General features: G+C 75.7%; 14 protein-coding genes and 3 pseudogenes. 9 read left to right on the forward strand and 8 right to left on the reverse strand.

Annotation, left to right across the window (positions count from 1 at the left end; all coding sequences use genetic code 11):
- Positions 1-4: 4 nt before the first annotated feature.
- Positions 5-994: a polyprenyl synthetase family protein gene (locus tag BS73_RS28610; RefSeq protein ID WP_051940995.1), complete on the reverse strand. Its 990-nt coding sequence runs from the start codon at positions 992-994 to the stop codon at positions 5-7.
- A gap of 128 nt (positions 995-1122) precedes the next feature.
- Here BS73_RS28610 and metF point away from each other — a divergent pair, with 128 nt between their 5' ends.
- Positions 1123-2040 carry a methylenetetrahydrofolate reductase [NAD(P)H] gene (metF, locus tag BS73_RS28615; protein ID WP_037577305.1) on the forward strand — a complete coding sequence of 306 codons (918 nt, stop codon included), beginning with the start codon at positions 1123-1125 and terminating at the stop codon, positions 2038-2040.
- Positions 2041-2139: 99 nt separating this feature from the next.
- Positions 2140-3027 carry a hypothetical protein gene (locus BS73_RS28620; RefSeq protein WP_051940998.1) on the forward strand — a complete coding sequence of 296 codons (888 nt, stop codon included), beginning with the start codon at positions 2140-2142 and terminating at the stop codon, positions 3025-3027.
- Here BS73_RS28620 and BS73_RS28625 read toward each other — a convergent pair.
- The 3 genes from BS73_RS28625 to yczR form a co-directional block, all read right to left on the reverse strand.
- Entirely contained in the window at positions 3009-4484 is a 1476-nt protein-coding gene (locus BS73_RS28625) for a phytoene desaturase family protein (RefSeq protein WP_037577307.1), read from the reverse strand. The two genes, BS73_RS28620 and BS73_RS28625, sit on opposite strands and share 19 nt — an antisense overlap.
- A gap of 51 nt (positions 4485-4535) precedes the next feature.
- Complete coding sequence (locus BS73_RS28630; protein ID WP_063837082.1) at positions 4536-5168, reverse strand: TetR/AcrR family transcriptional regulator; 633 nt, start codon at positions 5166-5168, stop codon at positions 4536-4538.
- Positions 5169-5810: 642 nt separating this feature from the next.
- Entirely contained in the window at positions 5811-7325 is a 1515-nt protein-coding gene (gene yczR / locus BS73_RS28635; RefSeq protein WP_037581525.1) for a MocR-like transcription factor YczR, read from the reverse strand.
- Positions 7326-7393: 68 nt separating this feature from the next.
- On the opposite strand from yczR, the gene yczE reads away from it, so the two are divergent.
- The 5 genes and pseudogenes from yczE to BS73_RS38430 all read left to right on the forward strand — a co-directional run.
- Positions 7394-8041: a membrane protein YczE gene (yczE, locus tag BS73_RS28640; RefSeq protein ID WP_235215747.1), complete on the forward strand. Its 648-nt coding sequence runs from the start codon at positions 7394-7396 to the stop codon at positions 8039-8041.
- A gap of 119 nt (positions 8042-8160) precedes the next feature.
- A complete protein-coding gene (locus BS73_RS28645) occupies positions 8161-8460 on the forward strand; it encodes a DUF6504 family protein (protein ID WP_037577311.1) in 300 nt (99 codons plus the stop codon).
- 53 nt (positions 8461-8513) lie between these two features.
- Positions 8514-9101: an SAV_6107 family HEPN domain-containing protein gene (locus BS73_RS28650; protein ID WP_051941001.1), complete on the forward strand. Its 588-nt coding sequence runs from the start codon at positions 8514-8516 to the stop codon at positions 9099-9101.
- Positions 9102-9249: 148 nt separating this feature from the next.
- Positions 9250-10002 carry a methyltransferase domain-containing protein gene (locus BS73_RS28655; RefSeq protein ID WP_037577314.1) on the forward strand — a complete coding sequence of 251 codons (753 nt, stop codon included), beginning with the start codon at positions 9250-9252 and terminating at the stop codon, positions 10000-10002.
- 407 nt (positions 10003-10409) lie between these two features.
- Positions 10410-10676: pseudogene (locus BS73_RS38430) on the forward strand (DUF3040 domain-containing protein); the annotation flags it as partial.
- 939 nt (positions 10677-11615) lie between these two features.
- Here BS73_RS38430 and BS73_RS40020 read toward each other — a convergent pair.
- The 4 genes and pseudogenes from BS73_RS40020 to BS73_RS28675 form a co-directional block, all read right to left on the reverse strand.
- A pseudogene (locus BS73_RS40020) lies at positions 11616-13232 on the reverse strand (DUF3488 and transglutaminase-like domain-containing protein); the annotation flags it as partial.
- A gap of 430 nt (positions 13233-13662) precedes the next feature.
- Positions 13663-14760, reverse strand: a pseudogene (locus BS73_RS36625) (DUF58 domain-containing protein); the annotation flags it as partial.
- Positions 14761-14983: 223 nt separating this feature from the next.
- Positions 14984-15940, reverse strand: coding sequence for an AAA family ATPase (locus tag BS73_RS28670; RefSeq protein ID WP_051941581.1), 957 nt, complete (start codon positions 15938-15940; stop codon positions 14984-14986).
- A 282-nt stretch (positions 15941-16222) separates the two neighbouring features.
- Positions 16223-16804, reverse strand: coding sequence for a beta-class carbonic anhydrase (locus tag BS73_RS28675; RefSeq protein WP_084704419.1), 582 nt, complete (start codon positions 16802-16804; stop codon positions 16223-16225).
- 585 nt (positions 16805-17389) lie between these two features.
- Here BS73_RS28675 and rsmH point away from each other — a divergent pair.
- Positions 17390-18418 carry a 16S rRNA (cytosine(1402)-N(4))-methyltransferase RsmH gene (rsmH, locus tag BS73_RS28680; protein WP_084704420.1) on the forward strand — a complete coding sequence of 343 codons (1029 nt, stop codon included), beginning with the start codon at positions 17390-17392 and terminating at the stop codon, positions 18416-18418.
- Between the two features lie 16 nt (positions 18419-18434).
- Entirely contained in the window at positions 18435-19049 is a 615-nt protein-coding gene (locus BS73_RS28685) for a hypothetical protein (protein WP_152617757.1), read from the forward strand.
- Positions 19050-19169: the final 120 nt, after the last annotated feature.

A 19169-nucleotide genomic window follows, 5' to 3' on the forward strand; every position in this document is an offset into this window, starting at 1 on the left:
CGGCTTACGCCGTAGCGGCCAGCGCCATCCGCCGCAGCGCCGCCCGCGCCGCCGGCACGGCGATCGGCGCCGCGGTGAGGACCGCGAGGGCGCCCGCGCGCAGCGTGGCGACGCGGGACTCCGGCGGCTCGCCGGCCAGCGTCGCGAGGAGGCTGGGGCGCCCGTCCCTGGCGTCCTCCCCGGCGTCCGAGACGTCGTCCCGCAGCTGGAAGGCCTCCCCGATGGGAAGCCCGAACTCGCCCAGCGCGGCCAGGAGTTCGGGCGACCCGCCGGCCAGTGCGGCACCCAGCTGCAGCGGCCGCTGGACGGTGTACCGGGCGGACTTGTACTGGGCGATCAACCGCTCCTGCCCGCGCGCCCCGGACCGCGCGGCGGTGCCGACGGTCTCCAGCAGCTGTCCGGCCATCACCTCGGTGCGCAGCACGTCGAAGTAGTCCCTGGCGCTGCTGACGCCGCTTCCGCTGATGCCGCTTCCGCTGACGTCGCCGCAGCCCGCGCCGCGTGCGAACAGCTCGTCGCACCAGGCCAGCAGCAGGTCGCCGACGATCAGCGCGGCCGAGTCGCCGAACCGCTCGGAGTCGCCGCGGAGCCCGGCCCGCGCGTGCTCCTCCGCGAAGCGGCGGTGGATGGACGGGGCCCCGCGCCGAGTCGGCGAGCGGTCCATCAGGTCGTCGTGGACCAGCGCCGCCGCCTGCAGCAGCTCCAGCGAGGCCGCCGCGGTCAGCGCCGCGGGCGCGTGCCGGGCGCCGCCCGCCGCGCGCCAGCCCCAGTAGCAGAAGGCCGCCCGCAGCCGTTTCCCGCCGCCCACCACGAACTCCTGTGCGGTCCGCGCCGCGGGCCCGAGTTCGGGGGAGATGTCGGTGAGCAGCCGGACCTTGCCCGAGAGGAACTCCGCGAGCAGCGTCTCGACCTGGTCCCGCACGCCCTCGTCGTCCACGGGCTCCACGGCCACCACCGCCGGGGCGGCGGGCGTACGGGCGACGATCGGACTCACGGCGTCAGCGTAACCGACCGCCCCCGGCGCGCCCGGACGCGCCCCGCGCCCCCGGTCGGCGACACGGCGTATCACCCTGTGGACATTCGGTTTCGGTCCGCGTCGGGATCGCGGATACCCTTCCCCCCATGGCTCTCGGACTACCCACCACCAGGAACGACCGGACGGTCTCGATCCGCGGTCAGCTGGCGGCCGGGAACCCCACGTACTCCTTCGAGTTCATGCCCCCGCGCAGCGAGGAGGAGGAGCGGCGGCTGTGGAACTCGGTCCGCCGGATCGAGGCCCTGGCTCCGACCTTCGTCTCCGTGACCTACGGCGCCGGCGGCTCCACCCGCGGCCGCACGGTGAACGTCACCGGCCGGATCGCCTCCGAGACCACCCTCACCCCGGTCGCCCACCTCACCGCCGTCGACCACTCGGTGGCCGAGCTGCGGAACATCATCGGCCACTACGCCGACCAGGGCGTCCGCGACGTCCTCGCGCTCCGCGGCGACCCGCCGGGCGATCCCCTCGGCGCGTGGGTCTCGCATCCGCAGGGCATCGACTACGCCGCCGAACTCGTCCGGCTGGTGAAGGAGTCGGGCGACTTCAGCGTCGGCGTGGCGGCCTTCCCCGAGATGCACCCGCGCTCCGCCGACCGGGAGAGCGACATCCGGCACTTCGTCGACAAGTGCCGGGCCGGCGCCGACTACGCCATCACCCAGATGTTCTTCCGGCCCGAGACCTACCTCCGCTTCCGCGACCGGGTCGCCGCGGTCGGCTGCGACGTCCCGATCATCCCGGAGATCATGCCGGTCACCACGGTGCGGATGCTGGACCGGCTGCCGACCCTCTCCACCGCCGAGATCCCGGCCGAGCTCAGCGAGGCGCTGCTGGCCCACGCGGACGACAGGAAGGCGGTCCGCGCCATCGGCATCGACTGGGCGACCCGGATGTGCCGGACCCTGCTCGACGAGGGCGTCCCCGGGCTGCACTTCATGACGATGAACTTCTCCACCGTCACCTCGGAGATCTACCAGAACCTGGGCCTTCACCGCGCCGGGTGACAAGGGGGTGACCGGACAGGCCGAGGGACTAGGGTGACCCCCACCGCATCACGCGGACCACCCCCTCCACCCCTGCCCGGCTGTCCCCCGGAGGCCCCGATGAACCTGGGATTCGCGGTTCTCTACGCCGCCTTCGCGGTGGTCGCGGCCTGGCTGCTCGCCGAGGTGCTGCTGCAGCACCGGGCACCACTCCACTGGCGGTTGCTGGCCCTGGCCGGATTCCTCGGCGTGGCCGGCGGGGTGTACCTGCGGAACGTGCCGGTGATCGTGGCCGGGGTGGCCGCCTTCGGCGCCGGGCAGCTGATGGTCGGCCGGATGCACAAGCTCCCCGGCGCGGAGGGCAGGTACTGGGCGCTCCGCCGCCCGTACCCCGCCGAGGACTTCGAGGACGGGCCGCACCCGGCGGAGGACCGCCCGGTCGGCGAGGTCGGCCCGGTGGAGCCGGTCGAGCCGGTGGAGTCGAGCGAGCCGCTGGAGCCGGCCGCCCTCGCCGAGCCGCTCCCGCCGCTGGTGCCCGGATACCCGCACGAGCAGCCGCCGCCGCTCTACGAGCAGCAGCCCGACTACGCCCAGCCGGTCTACGACCTCGGCGGCTACCAGCAGCCGGACGGCGCCACGCCGGTCTACTCCATGGAGCCGCTGCCCGAGGACAGCGACAACTACGGCGTCTACACCGGCCTCGCCGCCCAGCAGGTCCGCGAGCAGTACGCCGCCGAGGGCTACCAGCAGCCGTACCAGCAGCAGCCCTACGAGCAGCCGCAGTACGACCAGGCGGCCTACGACCAGCAGCAGTACGCGCAGTACCAGCAGCAGTACGCCCACGACTACCCGTACACCCCGGAGCAGCAGCAGTACGCGCAGTACCAGCAGCAGTACGCCGAGCAGGGCTACTACGTCGACGAGTACGGCCAGTACCAGCCCTACCAGCCGCAGCCGCAGTCCCACCAGCAGCCGGCCGCCGAGGGCTACTACGCCCCGGAGAGCTGACGCTCCACCAGCTCAGCCGCCAGCGCCGCGGACATCCCGGCCCGGGGCAGTCCGCCGCCCGGATGCGCCCAGCCGCCGATCCGGTACCGGCCGGGCACCGCCGGGTCCCCGTTCGGCGCCGCCAGCAGCGCGCCCGAGGCCCCGGCCAGGGCCGGGGGCGGCAGCGCGCCGCCCGGCGCCCCGGTCTCCCGCTCCAGGTCGGCCGGGGTGCGGACGACCCGCCACAGCAGCCGCTCGCCGAGGCCGAGTTCGGGGCCGAGGGCGTCGGCGGCCCGGGCGAGCAGCGCGTCCGCGTACCTCTCGGCGGTGGCCGGGTCCCCGGCCCAGTCGACCCGCCCCTGGGCGGGGACGGTGACCGTCAGCGAGGCGGCCTCGTGGCCCTCGGGCGCGAGCGAGGCGTCGTCCGGGCGCAGCAGCTGGAGGGTGGGCCGGGGGCAGGGCCGGGGCTCCGGCCCGAAGAGGGCCTCGCGCTCCTCCTCCGGATCGGCGGCGTGGAGCACGGTCCGCTCGGGCGTCCCCTCGGGGCGCGCCCCGCGCAGCGCCAGCAGCACGGTGAACCGCCCGGTGGCGGGCACCGGGCCGGAGGGGGCGGCGGGCGGTGCCGGTGGCGGGGAGGAGTCCAGTACCGCGTCCGCCTCGATCAGCTCCCCGCCGGCGGTGCGCACCCCGGCCGCCCGGCCGGACTCCACCGCCGTCTCCTCGACCCGGGTGCCGAACCGGAACTCCACGCCCAGCTTCCGGCAGCGGGCCAGCAGATCGTCGGCGAGGCTCCGCATCCCCCCGTCGGCCAGGTACCAGACGCCGAAGGTCTGCTCCATGTACGGGAGCACGGCGAGCGAGGCCGGGGCGGTGCGCGGATCGAGGCCGAAGCGGACGGCGTACTCGTCCAGCAGCGCGGCGAGACCGGGGTGGCGCAGCTCGCGCGCGCCGATCCCGGCGACGGTCCTGGCCGGCGCGCGGAGGCGGCGCCGCACCGCCGGGTACGGGTCGGTGTGCAGCGGCCGCGGATCGGCCGGCAGCGGCTCCTCCAGCAGCGGACGCCTGGTGGCCTCCCAGACCGCCCGGCCGCGGTCCAGGAACGCCGCCCAGCGCTCGCCCGCGCCGGGGCCGAGCGCGGACTCCAGGGCCGCGACCACCCCCGCCCGGGAGGCGTTGGCCAGGTCGAACCGGGTGCCGTCGGGCAGGACGTGGTGGCTGCCGGGGGAGACCGGGCGCAGTCCGAGGTTGTCCTCCAGTCGGTCCTTCCCCGACTTGAGGTAGAGGTCGCGGTAGACCGCGGGCAAGGTCATCAGCGTCGGGCCGGTGTCGAAGGCGAAGCCGTCCCGCCGGTACCGGCCGAGCTGGCCGCCGTGCGCGGGAGCGGACTCGCAGACCACCACCTCGTGCCGGCGCCGGGCGAGCCGGGCGGCGGCGGCGAGACCGGAGATCCCGGCCCCGATGACGACGATGCGTCCCATCACGCTCCCTTTCCCGGCCGCGGGCGGAGCAGCCCCGGCCGGCCGACGATCCTATGCGGTCGCCCCCCGCCGGTGCGGCAGCACCCGGCCGCCGCCCGCGGGGGCGGACGCACGTGGCCGCAGTCCCTCGGTGAGCAGCCGGAGGAGCCGGTCCGCGTCCGCCTCGGCGCCGCCGGCCTGGTCGTTGACGTAGGCGATGCCGCTGAGGAGGCGGAGGACGTCGCGGGCCGCGATGTCGTGCCGAACCGTTCCTGCGGCCTGAGCGCGGCGGATCACCGAGACGGCGATCTGGTGGATCTCCTCGCAGGACGGGCGCAGTTCGGACTGCTCGTCGGAGAAGGCCGCGATCAGCGCCGAGGAGAGGCCGCGGTAGGTGTTGATGTACCGGACCAGTACGCGCATCCAGTCGTCCATCGCCTGCCCGGGCGGCTCGGCCAGCAGCCGGTCGGACTCGGCCCGCAGCTCGGCGAGCCACTCCCTGGTCACCGCCTGGAGGAGCGCCTGCCGGGTGGGGAAGTGGCGGTAGAGGGTGCCGGGACCGACGCCGGCCCGGCGGGCGATGTCGTCCAGCGAGGCGCCCGCGCCGTGCTCGCCGAAGGCGGACCTGGCCTCGGCGAGCAGCCGTTCGTTGTTGCGCCGGGCGTCGGCGCGCAGGGGGCGGTCGCGGGATGTCGGTTTCGCCATGGTCGGTGAAGCCCCTCTCTGCCGTGGTCGGCGGCTCTCGGCTCTCGGCACGCGCACTCGTCCCGCGACCATCATCGCGCCGGGGCCTGTGGACGATGCGGAGCGGGGTCCGCTGAGTACGGGTACTCAGGCGGTCGCCGGTCACGATTGAGTATGTGTGCGGGTACCGACAGTGCTCGGCGAGCGGCAGAGTATCGGTCAACGGAGAGCGGCTCCCCGGGGCGAAGAGGCACGGGGGATCCACGGGGGAGGCCACGGGGGCTTCGCGACGGGGCCCGGGGGCCGCTCTCCAGGGGGGAAGCGGGGGAAGCACGGGGAACACGGGGGCACGCCGCAGGGGGCGGCCACCGGTTGGAGACCGCGGGAGGGACGGTCTCCAACCGGTGGCCGCCCCTTCGGCGTTCGCGCCCGCCGCGTCCGGGGCGGCCGCCGCCCGCCGGGTACACCCCGGGTTCCCCTACCTACTGCGTCCACCTGGGCGAATGAGTAGCCGCGCGGATGTCTCCGGGCCTGTTTCTACTGCAGAGTAGGAACCACCGGGAAGGACGGGGGCGTTCGCACCGCCGACACGGGGCGGCGGAGCGAGCGCCCCTCGCCTCCGGTGGGGTTCCGTGGGGTGCCACGGAACCGGGGGGCCGCGCGTCAGATCACCAGCGGCTCGCGTACCGGCGCTCCCGGCGCCTCCGCGCCGCCCCCGCCGCCCGCGCCGCGGGCCCGCGCCAGGCGGCGGACGGCCTCCTCGGCGACCGCCTCCGGCTGGGTGAACGGCAGCCGCAGGAAGCGCTCCAGGGTCCCGTCCACGCCGAACCGCGGCCCCGCCGCCAGCCACAGCCCGTACCGGGCGGCGTCTGCGGCCAGTGCCGATCCCGACTCCCCGTCCTCGGTGCGCACCCACAGGCACAGCCCGCCCTCCGGCACCCGGAAGGTCCAGCCGGGCAGCTCCCGCCGGACCGCCGCGACCAGGGCGTCCCGCTGCCTCCGCACCCGCTCCCGCTGGTGGCGGAGGACCGCCGGCAGCGGCTCGCCCAGCAGCCGGGCCACCGCCAGCTGCTCCACCACCGGTGAGGAGACGTCGGCGCTGGCCCGGTCCGCGGCGAGCCGGCGCACCAGGTCGGGAGCGGCCCGGATCCAGCCGATCCGCAGGCCGCCCCAGAACGTCTTGCCGGCCGAGCCCACCGTGATCACCGTCGACCCGCCCGGGTCGTACGCGGCCAGCGGCAGCGGGGGCGGCCCGTCCCCGTCCGCCTCCAGCGGGTACTCCGCCATCGTCTCGTCGGCCAGCAGGACGGTCCCGGTCGAGCGGGCCAGCCGGACCAGCTCGCGGCGCAGGCCGGCCGGCATCAGCAGCCCGGTCGGGTTGTGGAAGTCCGGGATGACGTACGCCAGTTGGGGGGCGGCCGCGCGCAGGGCGTCGGACCAGGAGCGGATCGACCAGCCGCCGTCCTCCCCCTCCGGCGCCAGCGGCACCGGCAGCGGCCGGGCGCCGTTGAAGCGCAGCGCCTGCAGCGCGTTGGCGTAGCTGGGGGAGTCCACGGCGACCCTCTCGCCCGGCCTCAGCAGCTGGCGGAAGAGGAGGTTGAGCGCCCCCGCCGCGCCGCTGGTGATCATGATCTCCTCGGCGGAGGTGGGCAGTCCGCGCTGCTCGTACCGGGCGGCCACGGCCTCCCGCAGCACCCGCAGCCCGGCCGGGAAGTCGCCGTGGGTGCGGGTGTAGGCGGGGAGCTCCGCGACCGCCTCGGTCATCGCCGCCGAGAGCCAGGGCTCGGGCGCGGACATCGCGGCCACCCCGAGATCGATCACCCCGCCGCCGTCGGTGGGGAAGGGGCTCAGACCGGCGGACGGCATCGGCCGCCCCTCGGGCAGCGCGACATAGCTGCCGGAGCCGCGGCGGCTGGTCAGGAAGCCCTCCTCCCGCAGGAGTTGATAGGCCGCCGCGATGGTGGTGCGGCTCACCCCGAGGGCGGTGGCGAGCTCGCGCTCGGCGGGCAGCCGGCTGCCGACGGCCACCCGGCCGTCCCCGACGAGGGTGCGCACCCCCTCCGCGAGGGCGCGGTACGCGCTGCCGCCGGGGCCGGCCCCCGTCTGCCGCTCCTGCCAGCCGTCCCCGAGCAGCCGCGCCAGGCTGCCGGCGGCCACCGCCGTGGTCGGCATCGGCATCGGCATGGCAGTCCACCTCTCTCCGATTGGCCATGGAAAACGGGTCCGCTTCCGATGAACATCATCGTATTGGACCGCTCAACCTCTTCAAGGGGGAAGGAAACACCGTGCTCCGCCGACTCGTCCAGCTCTACCTCGGACTCGCCCTCTACGGATTCAGCATGGCCCTGATGATCAGGGCCGACCTGGGGCTGGACCCCTGGGACGTGTTCCACCAGGGGCTGAACTCCCTGATCGGCGTCTCCTTCGGCACCGTGACCATGATCGTCGGGGCGGTGGTGCTGCTGCTGTGGATACCCCTCCGGCAGAAGCCGGGCCTCGGGACGGTGAGCAACGTGGTGGTGATCGGCCTCTCGGTGGACGCCGGGCTCGACGTCCTGCCGGCCGTCCACGCGCTGGCTCCGCGGATCCTGCTGATGGTGGCCGCGATCGTGCTGAACGGCCTGGCCGGCGGGGCCTACATCGGCGCCCGGCTCGGGCCGGGGCCGCGGGACGGGCTGATGACCGGCATCTGCGCGCGCACCGGCCGCTCGGTGCGGCTGATCCGTACGGCGATCGAGATCAGCGTGCTGCTCACCGGCGTCGCCCTCGGCGGGAGCTTCGGCGTCGGCACGGTCGCATACGCCCTCTCGATCGGCCCGCTGGTGCAGTTCTTCCTGCCGCGGCTGACCGTGGGCGAACCGGCTCCCCGCTCTTCGGCCTGGTCGGAGGCCTGAGAGGAGTCGAGAAGGCTGGATTGTCAGTGGTCCCGTTCACCATGGCGTCGTGGGCGACTCACGGGTTACCCTGGCGATGTTCGAACATTGGTTCGAACGACTGGAAGGAGGACGAGACCATGGCCCGACGGCAAGCCGACCCGGTCGAGGTCCGCGGCGAGGGCGGCCCCGGCGGCCGGCCCACCCACTTCCTCTGGCGGGACCGCGTCTACGCGGTCCGCGAGGTGCTGGGGCACTGGCGCGAGGGGGGCGCCTGGTGGGACGCGCCGGCTCAGGCCGCGCCCGCGCCGCTGGACGCGGCGGAGCGCGAGGTCTGGCGGGTCGAGGCCAGCCGCGGCCGCTGCTACGCGCCGGGGGTGTACGAGCTCAGCCTCGACCGCGCCGGCCGGCGCTGGACCCTCAGCCGGGCAGCCGACTGACCGCCGGTGGCCGCCGCCCACGACTCCACCAGCCGAACGGGAGGGAACGCACGATGACCGTCTCCATCCAGCCGAAGGCACGTGTACTCCAACTGCCGCTCCAGGCGCAGGACTCCGCGAGCGGCGCGCGTGGCGCGAGCCTGCCGCAGCGACCGCCCGGAGACATCCATCCGGTGCCGCGCCGCTCGGCGGCCCCGCCCGCCGCCCTCGACCTGCTGGCCCAGGCCGAGCGCAGCCTCGCCGAGGCCCGCGGCCAGGAGCAGCCGCTGGAGCGGTACGCCATCGCCCACCTCGCCGCGCTGCGGGCGACCGCCGCGGTGCTCGCCGTCCGCGGGCGCCCGGAGAAGACGGACGCCCGGGGGCGGCGGCGGATCCGCAGCGCCTGGGACGTCCTGCCGGAGGTCGCCCCCGAGCTGGCCGAGTGGTCCGCGTACTACGCGGCCGGCGCGGGGAAGCGGGCCGCGGCGGAGGCGGGCATCGAGTCCGCGGCGACCATGCGGGACGCGGACGACCTCATCCGCAACACAGCGCTCTACCTGCGCATCGTCCAGCGCCTGCTGTCGCTGCGGCCGCAGGTCGCCCCGCCGGCCCAGCTGTTCGACGAGCCCGAGGAGCCCCCGGAGGTCCCCCGCACCGGCTGATCCGCGCGGGGCCGGGGCCGGCCGCCGGGGGCGCGCACCTCGCGCGGACGGCGGGCGGCGGTGCCGGGCGCATCGGTGGCCGCCGGGGCCGCCGCCGACTCGTAAGCTGGTCGCGCTCGGAAAACCACCCCCGTCGAGGAGTTCTGTCGTGTACCCGACGCGTCCCCGCAGTTCACTTCGGACCGCCGTGGTCTGGGAGGTGCTGCGCGAGGCGCTGGAGCGCCGCGCCCAGCAGACCGGCCGTACCGCTCTGGACGTCCTCGACACCGGCGGCGGCACCGGCAACTTCGCCGTGCCGGTCGCCAAGCTGGGCCACCGGGTGACCGTCGTCGACCCCAGCCCGGACGCCCTCTTCGCGCTGGAGCGCCGAGCCGCCGAGGCCGGCGTCACCGACCTGGTCAACGCCGTGCAGGGGGACGCCCAGACGATCGGCGACCTGGTCCAGCCGGAGAGCGTGGACGCGGTCCTCTGCCACGGGGTGCTGGAGTACGTGGACGACCCGGCGGACGCCGTCGCCCGGATCACCGCCGTGCTGCGCAAGGGCGGCGCGCTCAGCCTCCTTGCCTCCAACCGCAACGGGGCCGCCCTGGCCCGGGCCATCGCCGGCCACTTCGCCGAGGCCCAGCACGCGCTGGAGGACGCCGACGGGCGCTGGGGCGAGGGGGACCCGATGCCCCGCCGGTTCACCGAGGACGAGCTGGTCGCCCTCGCCGACGGCGCCGGGCTGCGGGTGGACTCCGTGCACGGCGTGCGGATCTTCGCGGACCTCGTGCCGGGTGTCCTGGTGGACACCGAGCCGGGGGCGCTGGACGCCCTCCTCAAGCTGGAGCAGTCGGCGGCCGGACGGGCCGCCTTCCACGCCATCGCCACCCAGTTGCACCTTCTCGCCACGCTGGGCTGACCCGCCGCCGCGGACCGCTCCGGGGCCTTCGAGGGGGCTTCGAGGGGGCTCCGGCGGGGGCTCCGCTGTCCGACCCCGGACGATGGCCGCGAGCCCCCCGCGGAGGGCCCTTCGACCGTATGATCTGAGTGAGGGCTCCGCAGGCTCTCATGGCGCTCTCATGGCGCGTGACCGGCGCATGGTCGGGAAGCGCGCGGGGCATACGGTTCTCTGTGAGATCCGGGGGAGAGGCTCTCCGGATCGAGCGGCGGGGCGTGTGCCAAGGGTGGGTTTCCCGGAGGCGACTCCCTACCTATCCTGAGAGGACCACCTTCCCCCGGGCCTTGACGGCGCGGGGGGACCCCCTGCGTCGCCGGGACGGAGGCGGTGAGGCGGTCGCCTGGCGACCGACTGAGTAGGAGGACTCCGTGCCGCTCTCGGATCACGAGCAGCGACTGCTCGAACAGATGGAGCGAGCGCTGTACGCCGAAGACCCCAAGTTCGCGTCGGCGCTTGAGGGCACAGCGTCGCGTACGCATGCTCGTCGGCGGATCTACCAGTCCGCGGCGGGGTTCCTGGTCGGGGTCGCGCTGCTGATGGGCGGGCTTGTGGCCCACATGCTGTGGCTGAGCGTGCTGGGATTCCTGGTGATGCTGGCCTGTGCGGTGTTCGCGGTGGCGAGTTGGCGGAAGCCGCGGTTGAAGGTGGTCGATCCGCGGACCGGGCGGCCGGTCGCGGCGAAGAAGCGTGCCAAGCCGGTGAAGAGCGGGGGGTTCGTCGACCGGATGGAGGCGCGCTGGCAGCGTCGCCGGGACCAGCAGACCGGCTTCTGAGCCGCCAGACCTCCTCCTCGTTCTCCGGCCCGCCCACCCGCCCTCCCGGGTGGGTGGGCTTTTCCGTCTCCGCCCAGGCCCGCGCTTTCGCGTTCCTCCGGGGCTCCCCGCCCCGGGCCCCGGGCCCCGCCTGCGCCGCAGGGGCCGCGCCTGGGGCGCTATCTGCGGGGTGGCAGCAGGGAGCGGGGGCCACCGCCGCGCGGACGCGGGCCGCGCGGGGCGCGGGGCGCGGAGGGCCGCCAGGGCGGTGTGGACGTCGGCGCGGAGGGACGCCGGGGGAGGCGGCGGCTCCGGGGACCACAGGGCGCGTTCCGTCGCGCGGGCGACCCGGTCCGCCGCCTCGCGGCCGGGGCCGGGCGGCAGGGGGAGCCGGCGGGCGGCCGCCCGCGGGGTCTCCGCGGGGTCCGGTGGCCCGCCGCTGCCGAGGTCCCAGGCGGAGTCGAGGATCTCCCGCCAGGCCTCCGGCGGCTGACGCCGCCTCAGCCGGCGGGCCCGGCGGCCGGCACGCAGCAGCGCGGGCAGCGCGAGCAGCAGCAGGACCGCGCCGCCCACCGCGATCCAGGCCAGCGCCAGTGAGGACGGGCCCCGTTCGGGCGTGCTGACGGTGATCGGCGTCTGCGGGCCGGAGTTGACGCAGTCGGCCAGCGGGTGGTGCGGCGGGCAGGCGCTGGACGGCCGGGTCCCGGCGCTGGGCTCGCTGGTCGGGACGCTGCCGCTGACCCCGCCCCCGGCCCCGCTCCCGGTCGGCGAGGAGATGGTGTACGAGGGGCTGATCCCGCGGGACGGCGTCGGTTCGAAGCGCAGCCAGCCGGCGCCGGAGAAGTACAGCTCGGGCCAGGCGTGGGCGTCCTTGCTGCCGACCACCCAGCTGCCGTCGCCCTGCTGGGTGCCGGAGGTGAAGCCGACCGCGACCCGCGCGGGGATGCCCAGCGAGCGGGCCATCGCCGCCATGGTGGCCGCGAAGTGGACGCAGAAGCCCTGCTTGGAGCGGAGGAACTGGACGATCGCCGGCACCCCGGTGGAGGAGCGCACCCGGGTGTTGTAGGTGAACTCCCCGGAGTCGGCGAACCAGGTCTGCAGGGCCACCGCCTTGTCGTACGCGGTGGGCGCGTTCCTGGTGACGGCGCGGGCGTCCTGGGCGACGATCGACGGCAGGTCGGGGGGCAGCGCGAGGAAGTGCCGGCGGATGCTGGTCGGCGCCGGGCCCGCGTTGCGCAGCTGCTCCGCGGTGGGGTGGACGGCGTCGCTGGTCACCGAGTAGGTGAGGCCGCGGGTGGTCTGCCCCTCGGAGCCGACCAGGTTGCGCCCGCCCGGCTCGTACTGCCAGCTGCCCGAGGCGTTGACCTGGACCGCCGGGTACGGCATCGGCAGCCAGCTCTCGGCGAAGTTCCCGTCGGCGGTGACCTGGGTGCGGACGGTCGTGGTCTGGGTCTCGGGGGAGAGGCCCTCCGGGGCGGGCAGCCGCTTGGGGACGTCCACGGCGGCCTGGGTGGAGGCCTGCCAGGAGGTGCCGTCGAAGCTGTCCAGATCGACGATGCGCAGGTACAGGTCGCCGGCGTCGGGGTCGGTGGTGCGGTAGCGCATCAGCGGGGTGTCGGTGTTGTCGTTGAGGCTCTGCTGGAGGGAGGCCAGCGGGTCGACGGTGTTGATCACCGCTCCGCCGGTGCCGGTGGCGTCGATCAGGCCGCGTCCGGTGGCCGGCAGCAGGGCCGGGGTGATCAGCGCGGCGACGAGCGCCAGCAGGGCCACCCGCTGCCCGGTCCGGGAGAGCGGCCGGGCGCCCGAGCCGTAGGGGGAGGAGGCCAGCGCGGAGGGGGTGCCGCGGAAGACCCGGCCCCAGCGGGAGAGCCGGTCGTTGCCCTCGGCGAGGAGGAGGGCGAGGAAGCCGAAGGCGGAGAGGAGGAACCAGAACCACGAGGTGTCGTGGGGGTGCATCCCCGTGCCCACGGAGAAGACGGCGAGCAGCGGCAGCCCGGCGAGGGCGGCCCAGCCGCAGGTGGCGGCCAGCGCGTCGACCGCGACGCCGACCACCAGCACGGTGAGGACCAGGATCAGGGTCAGCCCGGGGGTGGCCGGGGCCGGAGAGGAGTACTGGGTGACGTCGGTGAGCCCGCCGCGGACCAGGTCGGCCAGCTGGGCGAGGGCGGCGGGGCCGGGCAGTATCCCGGCGACGGCCTGGCTGGAGGCGGCGGAGGCGGTCACCAGCAGCAGCGCGAGCAGCAGTTGGGCCAGCACGGTCGCGGGGCGCGGCAGGCCGAGCCGGCGCAGGCCGCCGCCGAGGAGCACGGCGGCGGCGAGCATCAGCAGCGCCTCGACGTACCAGGCGGCCGGGTGGACCAGGGGGGTGAAGCAGAGGGTGGAGAGGGCGGTGGCGAGGAAGCCGAGGCCGGCGACGCGGAAGCGGGAGGGGGAGTTCATGCCCTGGGGCCGCCTTCCTCTGCGGGGCGGGGGCCTCTGCGGCCCGGCCGGCTCCGTCGGCCCCCTTGGCTCCGTTGGCTCCGTTGCCCCCCTTGGTTCCGTTGGCCCCGGCGGCTCCGTTGGACGCTGCGGGCTGCGCCGGGCCTGCCGTCTCCGGGGTGCGGGGCCGCGTGGAGTAGTCGGCGGCGGGCCGGGCGAGGGTGGCCCAGAGGGCCGGGAGGGAGTCGCCGTGCCGGGCCCGGAGGACGGTCCAGCCGCTGTTGCGGAGCAGCCGGTGCCGGGCGGCGGCGGGGTCGGCGGGTGCGGCCGCCGCGGTCGGGGCGGAGGCGGCGGCCGGGCCGGCGCCGTTCGTCCCGGCGGCGGGGTGCGGGGACGAGCCGTTCGCCCCGCCCGAGCCGCCGGCGCCGTTCGCGGCCTGCTGCGGGTCGGCCCAGGAGTCGGTGGCGAGGTGGAGGGCGAGGGCCGCGCCGGTCCGGCGGCGGAGCCGGGAGAGGGTGGCCACCTCCTCTCCGCCGAGTTCGCCGAGGACGGCCACCACCAGGCCCTCGCCGCCGAGCCGCAGCACGTCCTCGGCGCGGTCGAGCCCGGCGCTGTCGGAGAGCCGCACCCCGGCGAGGGTGTCCAGCAGCAGACCGCTCTCGTCGACGGTGTCGCCGTTGCCGGTGGTCTCGACGGACTCGCCGGTGTCGGTGAGCAGCCGGATCGCGTAGCCGCGGGCGCGCAGGTGGAGGGCGATCGAGGCGGCGGCGGAGACCGCCCACTCGAAGGAGGAGGCGGCGCCCCGCCCGCGGTGGGCGATCGCCCGGGTGTCCAGCAGGACGGTGGCCCGGGAGCGCAGCGGCTGCTCCTCCCGGCGGACCATCAGCTCGCCGTACTTGGCGGTGGACCGCCAGTGGACCCGGCGGAGGTCGTCGCCCTGCCGGTAGCCGCGGGGCACCACGTCGTCCTCGCCGGCCAGGGCGAGGGCCCGGGAGCGGCTGTCGCCGTAGCCGGTCCACTGCCCGGCCAGCCGGACCGGCGGGAGGTGCTCCACCGCCGGAACGACGGTGAGGACGTCGGAGGCGGAGAACGAGCGGGTCAGCTCGCAGAGCCCGAAGGGGTCGCTGAGGCGCAGCTGGAGCGGGCCCAGGCGGTAGCGGCCGCGCAGGTCGGAGCGCACCCGGTAGGTCACCTCGCGGTGGCCGCGCGGCTCCACCCGGTCCAGGACGAAGCGCGGGCGCGGGCCGAGGACCTGCGGCATTTGGTCCTCCAGCATCAGCACGCCGGTGGGCGTCCGGGAGACGTTGTCCACCCGGAGGAAGGCGCGGGCCTCCTGCCCGGCCGGGACCCGACGGGGCGTCAGCCGCCGTCCGCCGGCCACCCGGAAGCGGGTGCGGACCAGCAGCACGGCTGCCGCCGGGGGCAGCGCGGCGAGGAGCACCCCGACCCGCAGCAGGGCCGGCTGGCCGAGCGCGTAGGCGCAGACCACGGCGGTGATGCCGGCCGCGGCGAAGGAGCGCCCGCGGGTGGTGAGGCCGCGCAGGGCCATCCGGAAGGCCCGCCAGGTCAGGGCGGGGTGCTGGGACTCGGTCGCCGGGGTCGCGGCGGTCGCGGTGCCCGCAGTGGCCGCGGGCGCCCCGGGGGCCGCCGGCGCCGGCCGGCCCGCGGGGGCGCGGGAGGCCGTCGCGGCCGCGGGGCCGGCGGCTCCCCGCGCCCTCGGCCGCGGGCCTTTCGGGCCGCGGTCATGGGCGCGGGGCGTGGTCCGGGCCATCTCAGAGGTGTCCGCGGGAGGCCGGCGCGGGGGCGCCCGGGACGGGCAGGTGGCGGACCAGGTCGGTGACGACCTCCTCGGGGCTGCGCCGGGTCAGCTGCGCCTCGGCGGTCGGCAGCAGGCGGTGGGCCAGGACGGGGACGGCCAGCTCCTGGAGGTCGTCGGGGAGGACGTAGTCGCGGTCGTCGAGGGCGGCGGCGGCGCGGGCCGCGCGCAGCAGGTGGAGGGTGGCCCGGGGGGAGGCGCCGAGCCGCAGCTCGGCGTGGGTGCGGGTGGCGGCGACCAGGGAGACCGCGTACCGGCGGAGGTCGTCGGCGACGTACACCTGGCGGACCACGCGGATCAGCCGGAGGACGTCCTCGGCCCGGGCGACCGGCCGGAGGTCGTCCAGCGGGGAGGCCCCGCCGTGGACGTCCAGCATCGCCAACTCGGCCTCGGGGCCCGGGTAGCCGATGGAGATCCGGGCCATGAAGCGGTCCCGCTGGGCCTCCGGCAGCGGATAGGTGCCCTCCATCTCCACCGGGTTCTGGGTGGCCACCACCATGAAGGGGGAGGGCAGCGGGTAGGTGGTGCCGTCCACCGTGACCTGGCGCTCCTCCATCGACTCCAGCAGCGCCGACTGGGTCTTGGGCGAGGCGCGGTTGATCTCGTCGCCGAGCACCACCTGGGCGAAGATCGCGCCCGGCTTGAACTCGAAGTCCCGGCGGTTCTGGTCGAAGACGCTGGTGCCGGTGATGTCCGAGGGCAGCAGGTCGGGGGTGAACTGGATGCGGCGGACGCTGCAGTCCAGGGAGCGCGCGAGCGCCTTGGCGAGCATCGTCTTGCCGACCCCGGGGACGTCCTCGATCAGCAGGTGGCCCTCGGCCAGCAGGACGGTGAGGGCCAGCCGCACGGCCTCCGGCTTGCCCTCGAGGACCGTCTCCACGCTGGCCCGGACCCGGTCGACGACGGCGCCCAGCGGCTCGCCGGCCGTGCCGCTCTGCGACTCGCCGTCCGCGTCCGGGTCCGCGGCGGCCTCCTGGGACTGGGGCTCCCCGCCGGCTCTGCGGCCGCCGCCGGCGGCCCGTCCGGAGAGACTCGTGCGCTCGTTGTAGGTCGTCACCCGCTGCTCCTCGGCGATCCCGGTGCGCCGCGGCGACGGCCCACCCGGCCGCACCCGGACTCTCCGGATGCGGCTCCGCTGTGAGCATTCTTCCTTGTGGGTGGGACGTAAGTCACCCGTTCGGGTGGGTGCGCCCGCTCAGACGACCTCGTTGAGGAGTCCGGTCGAGACGTCGAAGACGAAGCCCCGGACCTCGTCCCGGTGCGGGATGAAGGGCGAGGTGCGGACCCGGGCCAGCGACTGGCGGACGTCCTGCTCGGCGTCGGTGAAGGCCTCGACGGCCCACACCGGGCGGATCCCGACCTCGTCCTCCAGCTCCTGGCGGAAGTCCTCGGTGATGCTCTGCATGCCGCAGCCGGTGTGGTGGATCAGCACCACGGCCCGGGTGCCCAGGGCGCGCTGACTGATGGTCAGGGAGCGGATGGTGTCGTCGGTGACGACTCCGCCCGCGTTGCGGATGACATGGGCGTCGCCGAGGCGGAGGCCGAGCGCCGCGTGGGCGTCGATGCGGGCGTCCATACAGGTGACGACGGCGACGTGTTCGACGGGCCGGGCGTCCAGGCCCGCGGTGTCGAAGTTCGCGGCGTACTCGCGGTTCGCCGCCACGAAGCGGTCGATGACGCTGGGCTGCGCCTGCTCGGTGCCCTGGCCCCCGGTGCTCGCCGCGAGGCCGGCGAGAGACGGAGTCGGTCGTTGGCTGGAGCCGGAGGATGTGGTCATAGCCATGACGTTATCCGCCCCCGGGGGCGCGTACCCGCGCGGAGGGGGCGCTTGGCGGCCGTTGTGAGCAGCGGCACAGTCCGGTGCGACGGGTCGGCGCGGGCGCGGAGTCGACGCCGGCCGCGCGGGCCGCGCCTGGACAGGACCGGAGGTGGGCCCCGACACGGCCCGGGGCGTGCTCCGTTCGCGTGGGGCGCGGGAGTCGTCGAACGCGCCTCAAACCCCGTCTGAGCTGTGACGATGTCTCAAGCGCACCCGTTCGGCGGGTGATTGACCGGGGCAGGCCGTGGAGTAGAGTGACGCCGCACGGTCAGCGAGGCCGAGAAGGGCCTGGTGAGGCCGGTGATGAGGAACTGACGGCCTGTCAATGCGGCCCCGGCACGCACGGCTTGGCCTCCTCCCGCTCAACCTCCGGCTGACGTCCCTTCCCCGGCGCCAGACGGCGGGCCTTCCCCGGATGAGCGGGCGGGGACCTGGCAGTACGTACCCTGGTCGCAGCCTACGTACCCTTCCCCAGCTCTCGGACCCGCTGGAGCAGGGACACCCCATTACGCACCGAGGGGCCACCGAACCCATGATGAGCCCATGACCAGCAGCGGCAGCAGTACCAGCAGTGGCGCCGGCGGCGAAGGCCGCCCGGAGGCCGCGGAGGGGCCCCGGCACGTCCCGGTGATGCTGCAGCGCTGCCTCGACCTCCTCGGCCCGGCGCTGGCCGAGCCCGGGGCGGTGGTGGTCGACGCGACCCTCGGCCTGGGCGGGCACAGCGAGGCGCTGCTCTCCACCTTCCCCGCCGCACGGCTGGTCGGCATCGACCGTGATCCGGCCGCGCTGAAGCTGTCCGCCGAGCGGCTCGCGCCGTTCGGCGACCGGGCGACCCTGGTGCACGCCGTCTACGACGAGATCCCGGAGGTGCTGGCCCGCCTCGGGATCGCCCGGGTGCAGGGCGTGCTGATGGACCTCGGCGTCTCCTCCATGCAACTGGACGAGGCGGACCGGGGGTTCGCGTACGCCCAGGACGCGCCGCTGGACATGCGGATGGACCAGACGCGGGGGATCAGCGCGGCCGAGGTGCTCAACACCTACTCGCACGGCGACCTGGCCCGGATCCTGAAGGTGTACGGCGAGGAGCGGTTCGCCGGGAAGATCGCCAGCGCGGTCCTCAGGGAGCGCGAGAAGGAACCGTTCACCACCAGCGCGCGTCTTGTCGAGCTGGTGCGGAACTCGATTCCGGCGGCGGCCAGGCGCACCGGGGGGAACCCGGCGAAGCGCACCTTCCAGGCGCTGCGGATCGAGGTCAACGGGGAGCTGGCGGTCCTGGACCGGGCGGTCCCGGGAGCACTGGACGCGCTGGCGGTGGGGGGCCGGATCGTGGTGATGTCCTATCAGTCCCTCGAGGACCGGCTGGTGAAGCAGTACTTCGCGGTCGGCGCGCGGAACTCCGCGCCGCCGGACCTGCCGGTGGTCCCGGAGGAGCACATGCCCTGGCTCAAGCTGCTCACCAGGGGTGCCGAGCTGCCCTCCGAGGAGGAGCTGGCGGAGAACCGGCGGGCGGCGCCGGCGCGGCTGCGCGCGGCCCAGCGGGTCCGTGAGACACAGCGGGTGCGCGAGGCGTAGGGAGCGGGGGCGGCGGGTGACGGACGGCGTGACGCAGGGGACGGCGGGCCCGGTGCGGCGGACGCGGCAGGGCGCGACCGGGACCCGGGGAGCGACGCGGGGGCGGGCCCCGTTCATGCTGCTGGTGATGGTGCTGCTGGCCGGCGGCCTGATCGGGCTGCTGATGCTGAACACGGCGCTGAACCAGGGCTCCTTCCAGCTGACCAGGCTGCAGAAGCAGACCAGCCAGTACACCGACCAGCAGCAGGGGCTGCAGCAGCAGTTGGACCAGAAGTCCGCGCCGGGGGCGCTGGCCTCGCAGGCGCGCCGGCTGGGGATGGTGCCGGGCGGGGACCCGGCCTTCCTCTCCCCGGACGGCTCGGTCGCCGGGGAGGCGGGCCGGGTCAGCGGATCCGGGGTGCCGGCGGCGCGGCTGAGCGGACCGGCGTCCGCGCCTGCGGCCGGGTCAGGGTCCGCGTCCGCGTCCACCTCCGCTGCGGCGTCCGGGTCCGCCTCGGTGGCGCCCTCCGCCTCGGCCACCGCGCGGCCCGGCGCCTCGCCCGGCGCCGGCGCCTCCGCCGCGCCGGCGCATCCGATCCGCCAGCCCGCGACCGCCCCGTCCGCGACCCCGCAGGGGAGCCCCGTCCGATGACCCCGCCGAACCGCCCCGGCCCGCCCTGGGACCCCGAGGACTGGGAGCCCCAGGCCTCCCCCCGCGAGGACGCGCCCCGGCCCCGCCGTTCCGGCCCGCGCCGGACTCCGGCCTCCGATG

It is taken from the genome of Phaeacidiphilus oryzae TH49, assembly GCF_000744815.1.
In the GTDB taxonomy this organism is placed as follows: Bacteria; Actinomycetota; Actinomycetes; order Streptomycetales; family Streptomycetaceae; genus Phaeacidiphilus; species Phaeacidiphilus oryzae.

Coding starts and splice junctions, on each gene's coding strand:
- BS73_RS28625 (WP_037577307.1), bottom strand. CDS start 4,484: ATGGGACGCATCGTCGTCATCGGGGCCGGGATCTCCGGTCTCGCCGCC.
- metF (WP_037577305.1), top strand. CDS start 1,123: ATGGCTCTCGGACTACCCACCACCAGGAACGACCGGACGGTCTCGATC.
- BS73_RS28675 (WP_084704419.1), bottom strand. CDS start 16,804: ATGACCACATCCTCCGGCTCCAGCCAACGACCGACTCCGTCTCTCGCC.
- BS73_RS28620 (WP_051940998.1), top strand. CDS start 2,140: ATGAACCTGGGATTCGCGGTTCTCTACGCCGCCTTCGCGGTGGTCGCG.
- rsmH (WP_084704420.1), top strand. CDS start 17,390: ATGACCAGCAGCGGCAGCAGTACCAGCAGTGGCGCCGGCGGCGAAGGC.
- BS73_RS28630 (WP_063837082.1), bottom strand. CDS start 5,168: ATGGCGAAACCGACATCCCGCGACCGCCCCCTGCGCGCCGACGCCCGG.
- BS73_RS28645 (WP_037577311.1), top strand. CDS start 8,161: ATGGCCCGACGGCAAGCCGACCCGGTCGAGGTCCGCGGCGAGGGCGGC.
- yczR (WP_037581525.1), bottom strand. CDS start 7,325: ATGCCGATGCCGACCACGGCGGTGGCCGCCGGCAGCCTGGCGCGGCTG.
- BS73_RS28650 (WP_051941001.1), top strand. CDS start 8,514: ATGACCGTCTCCATCCAGCCGAAGGCACGTGTACTCCAACTGCCGCTC.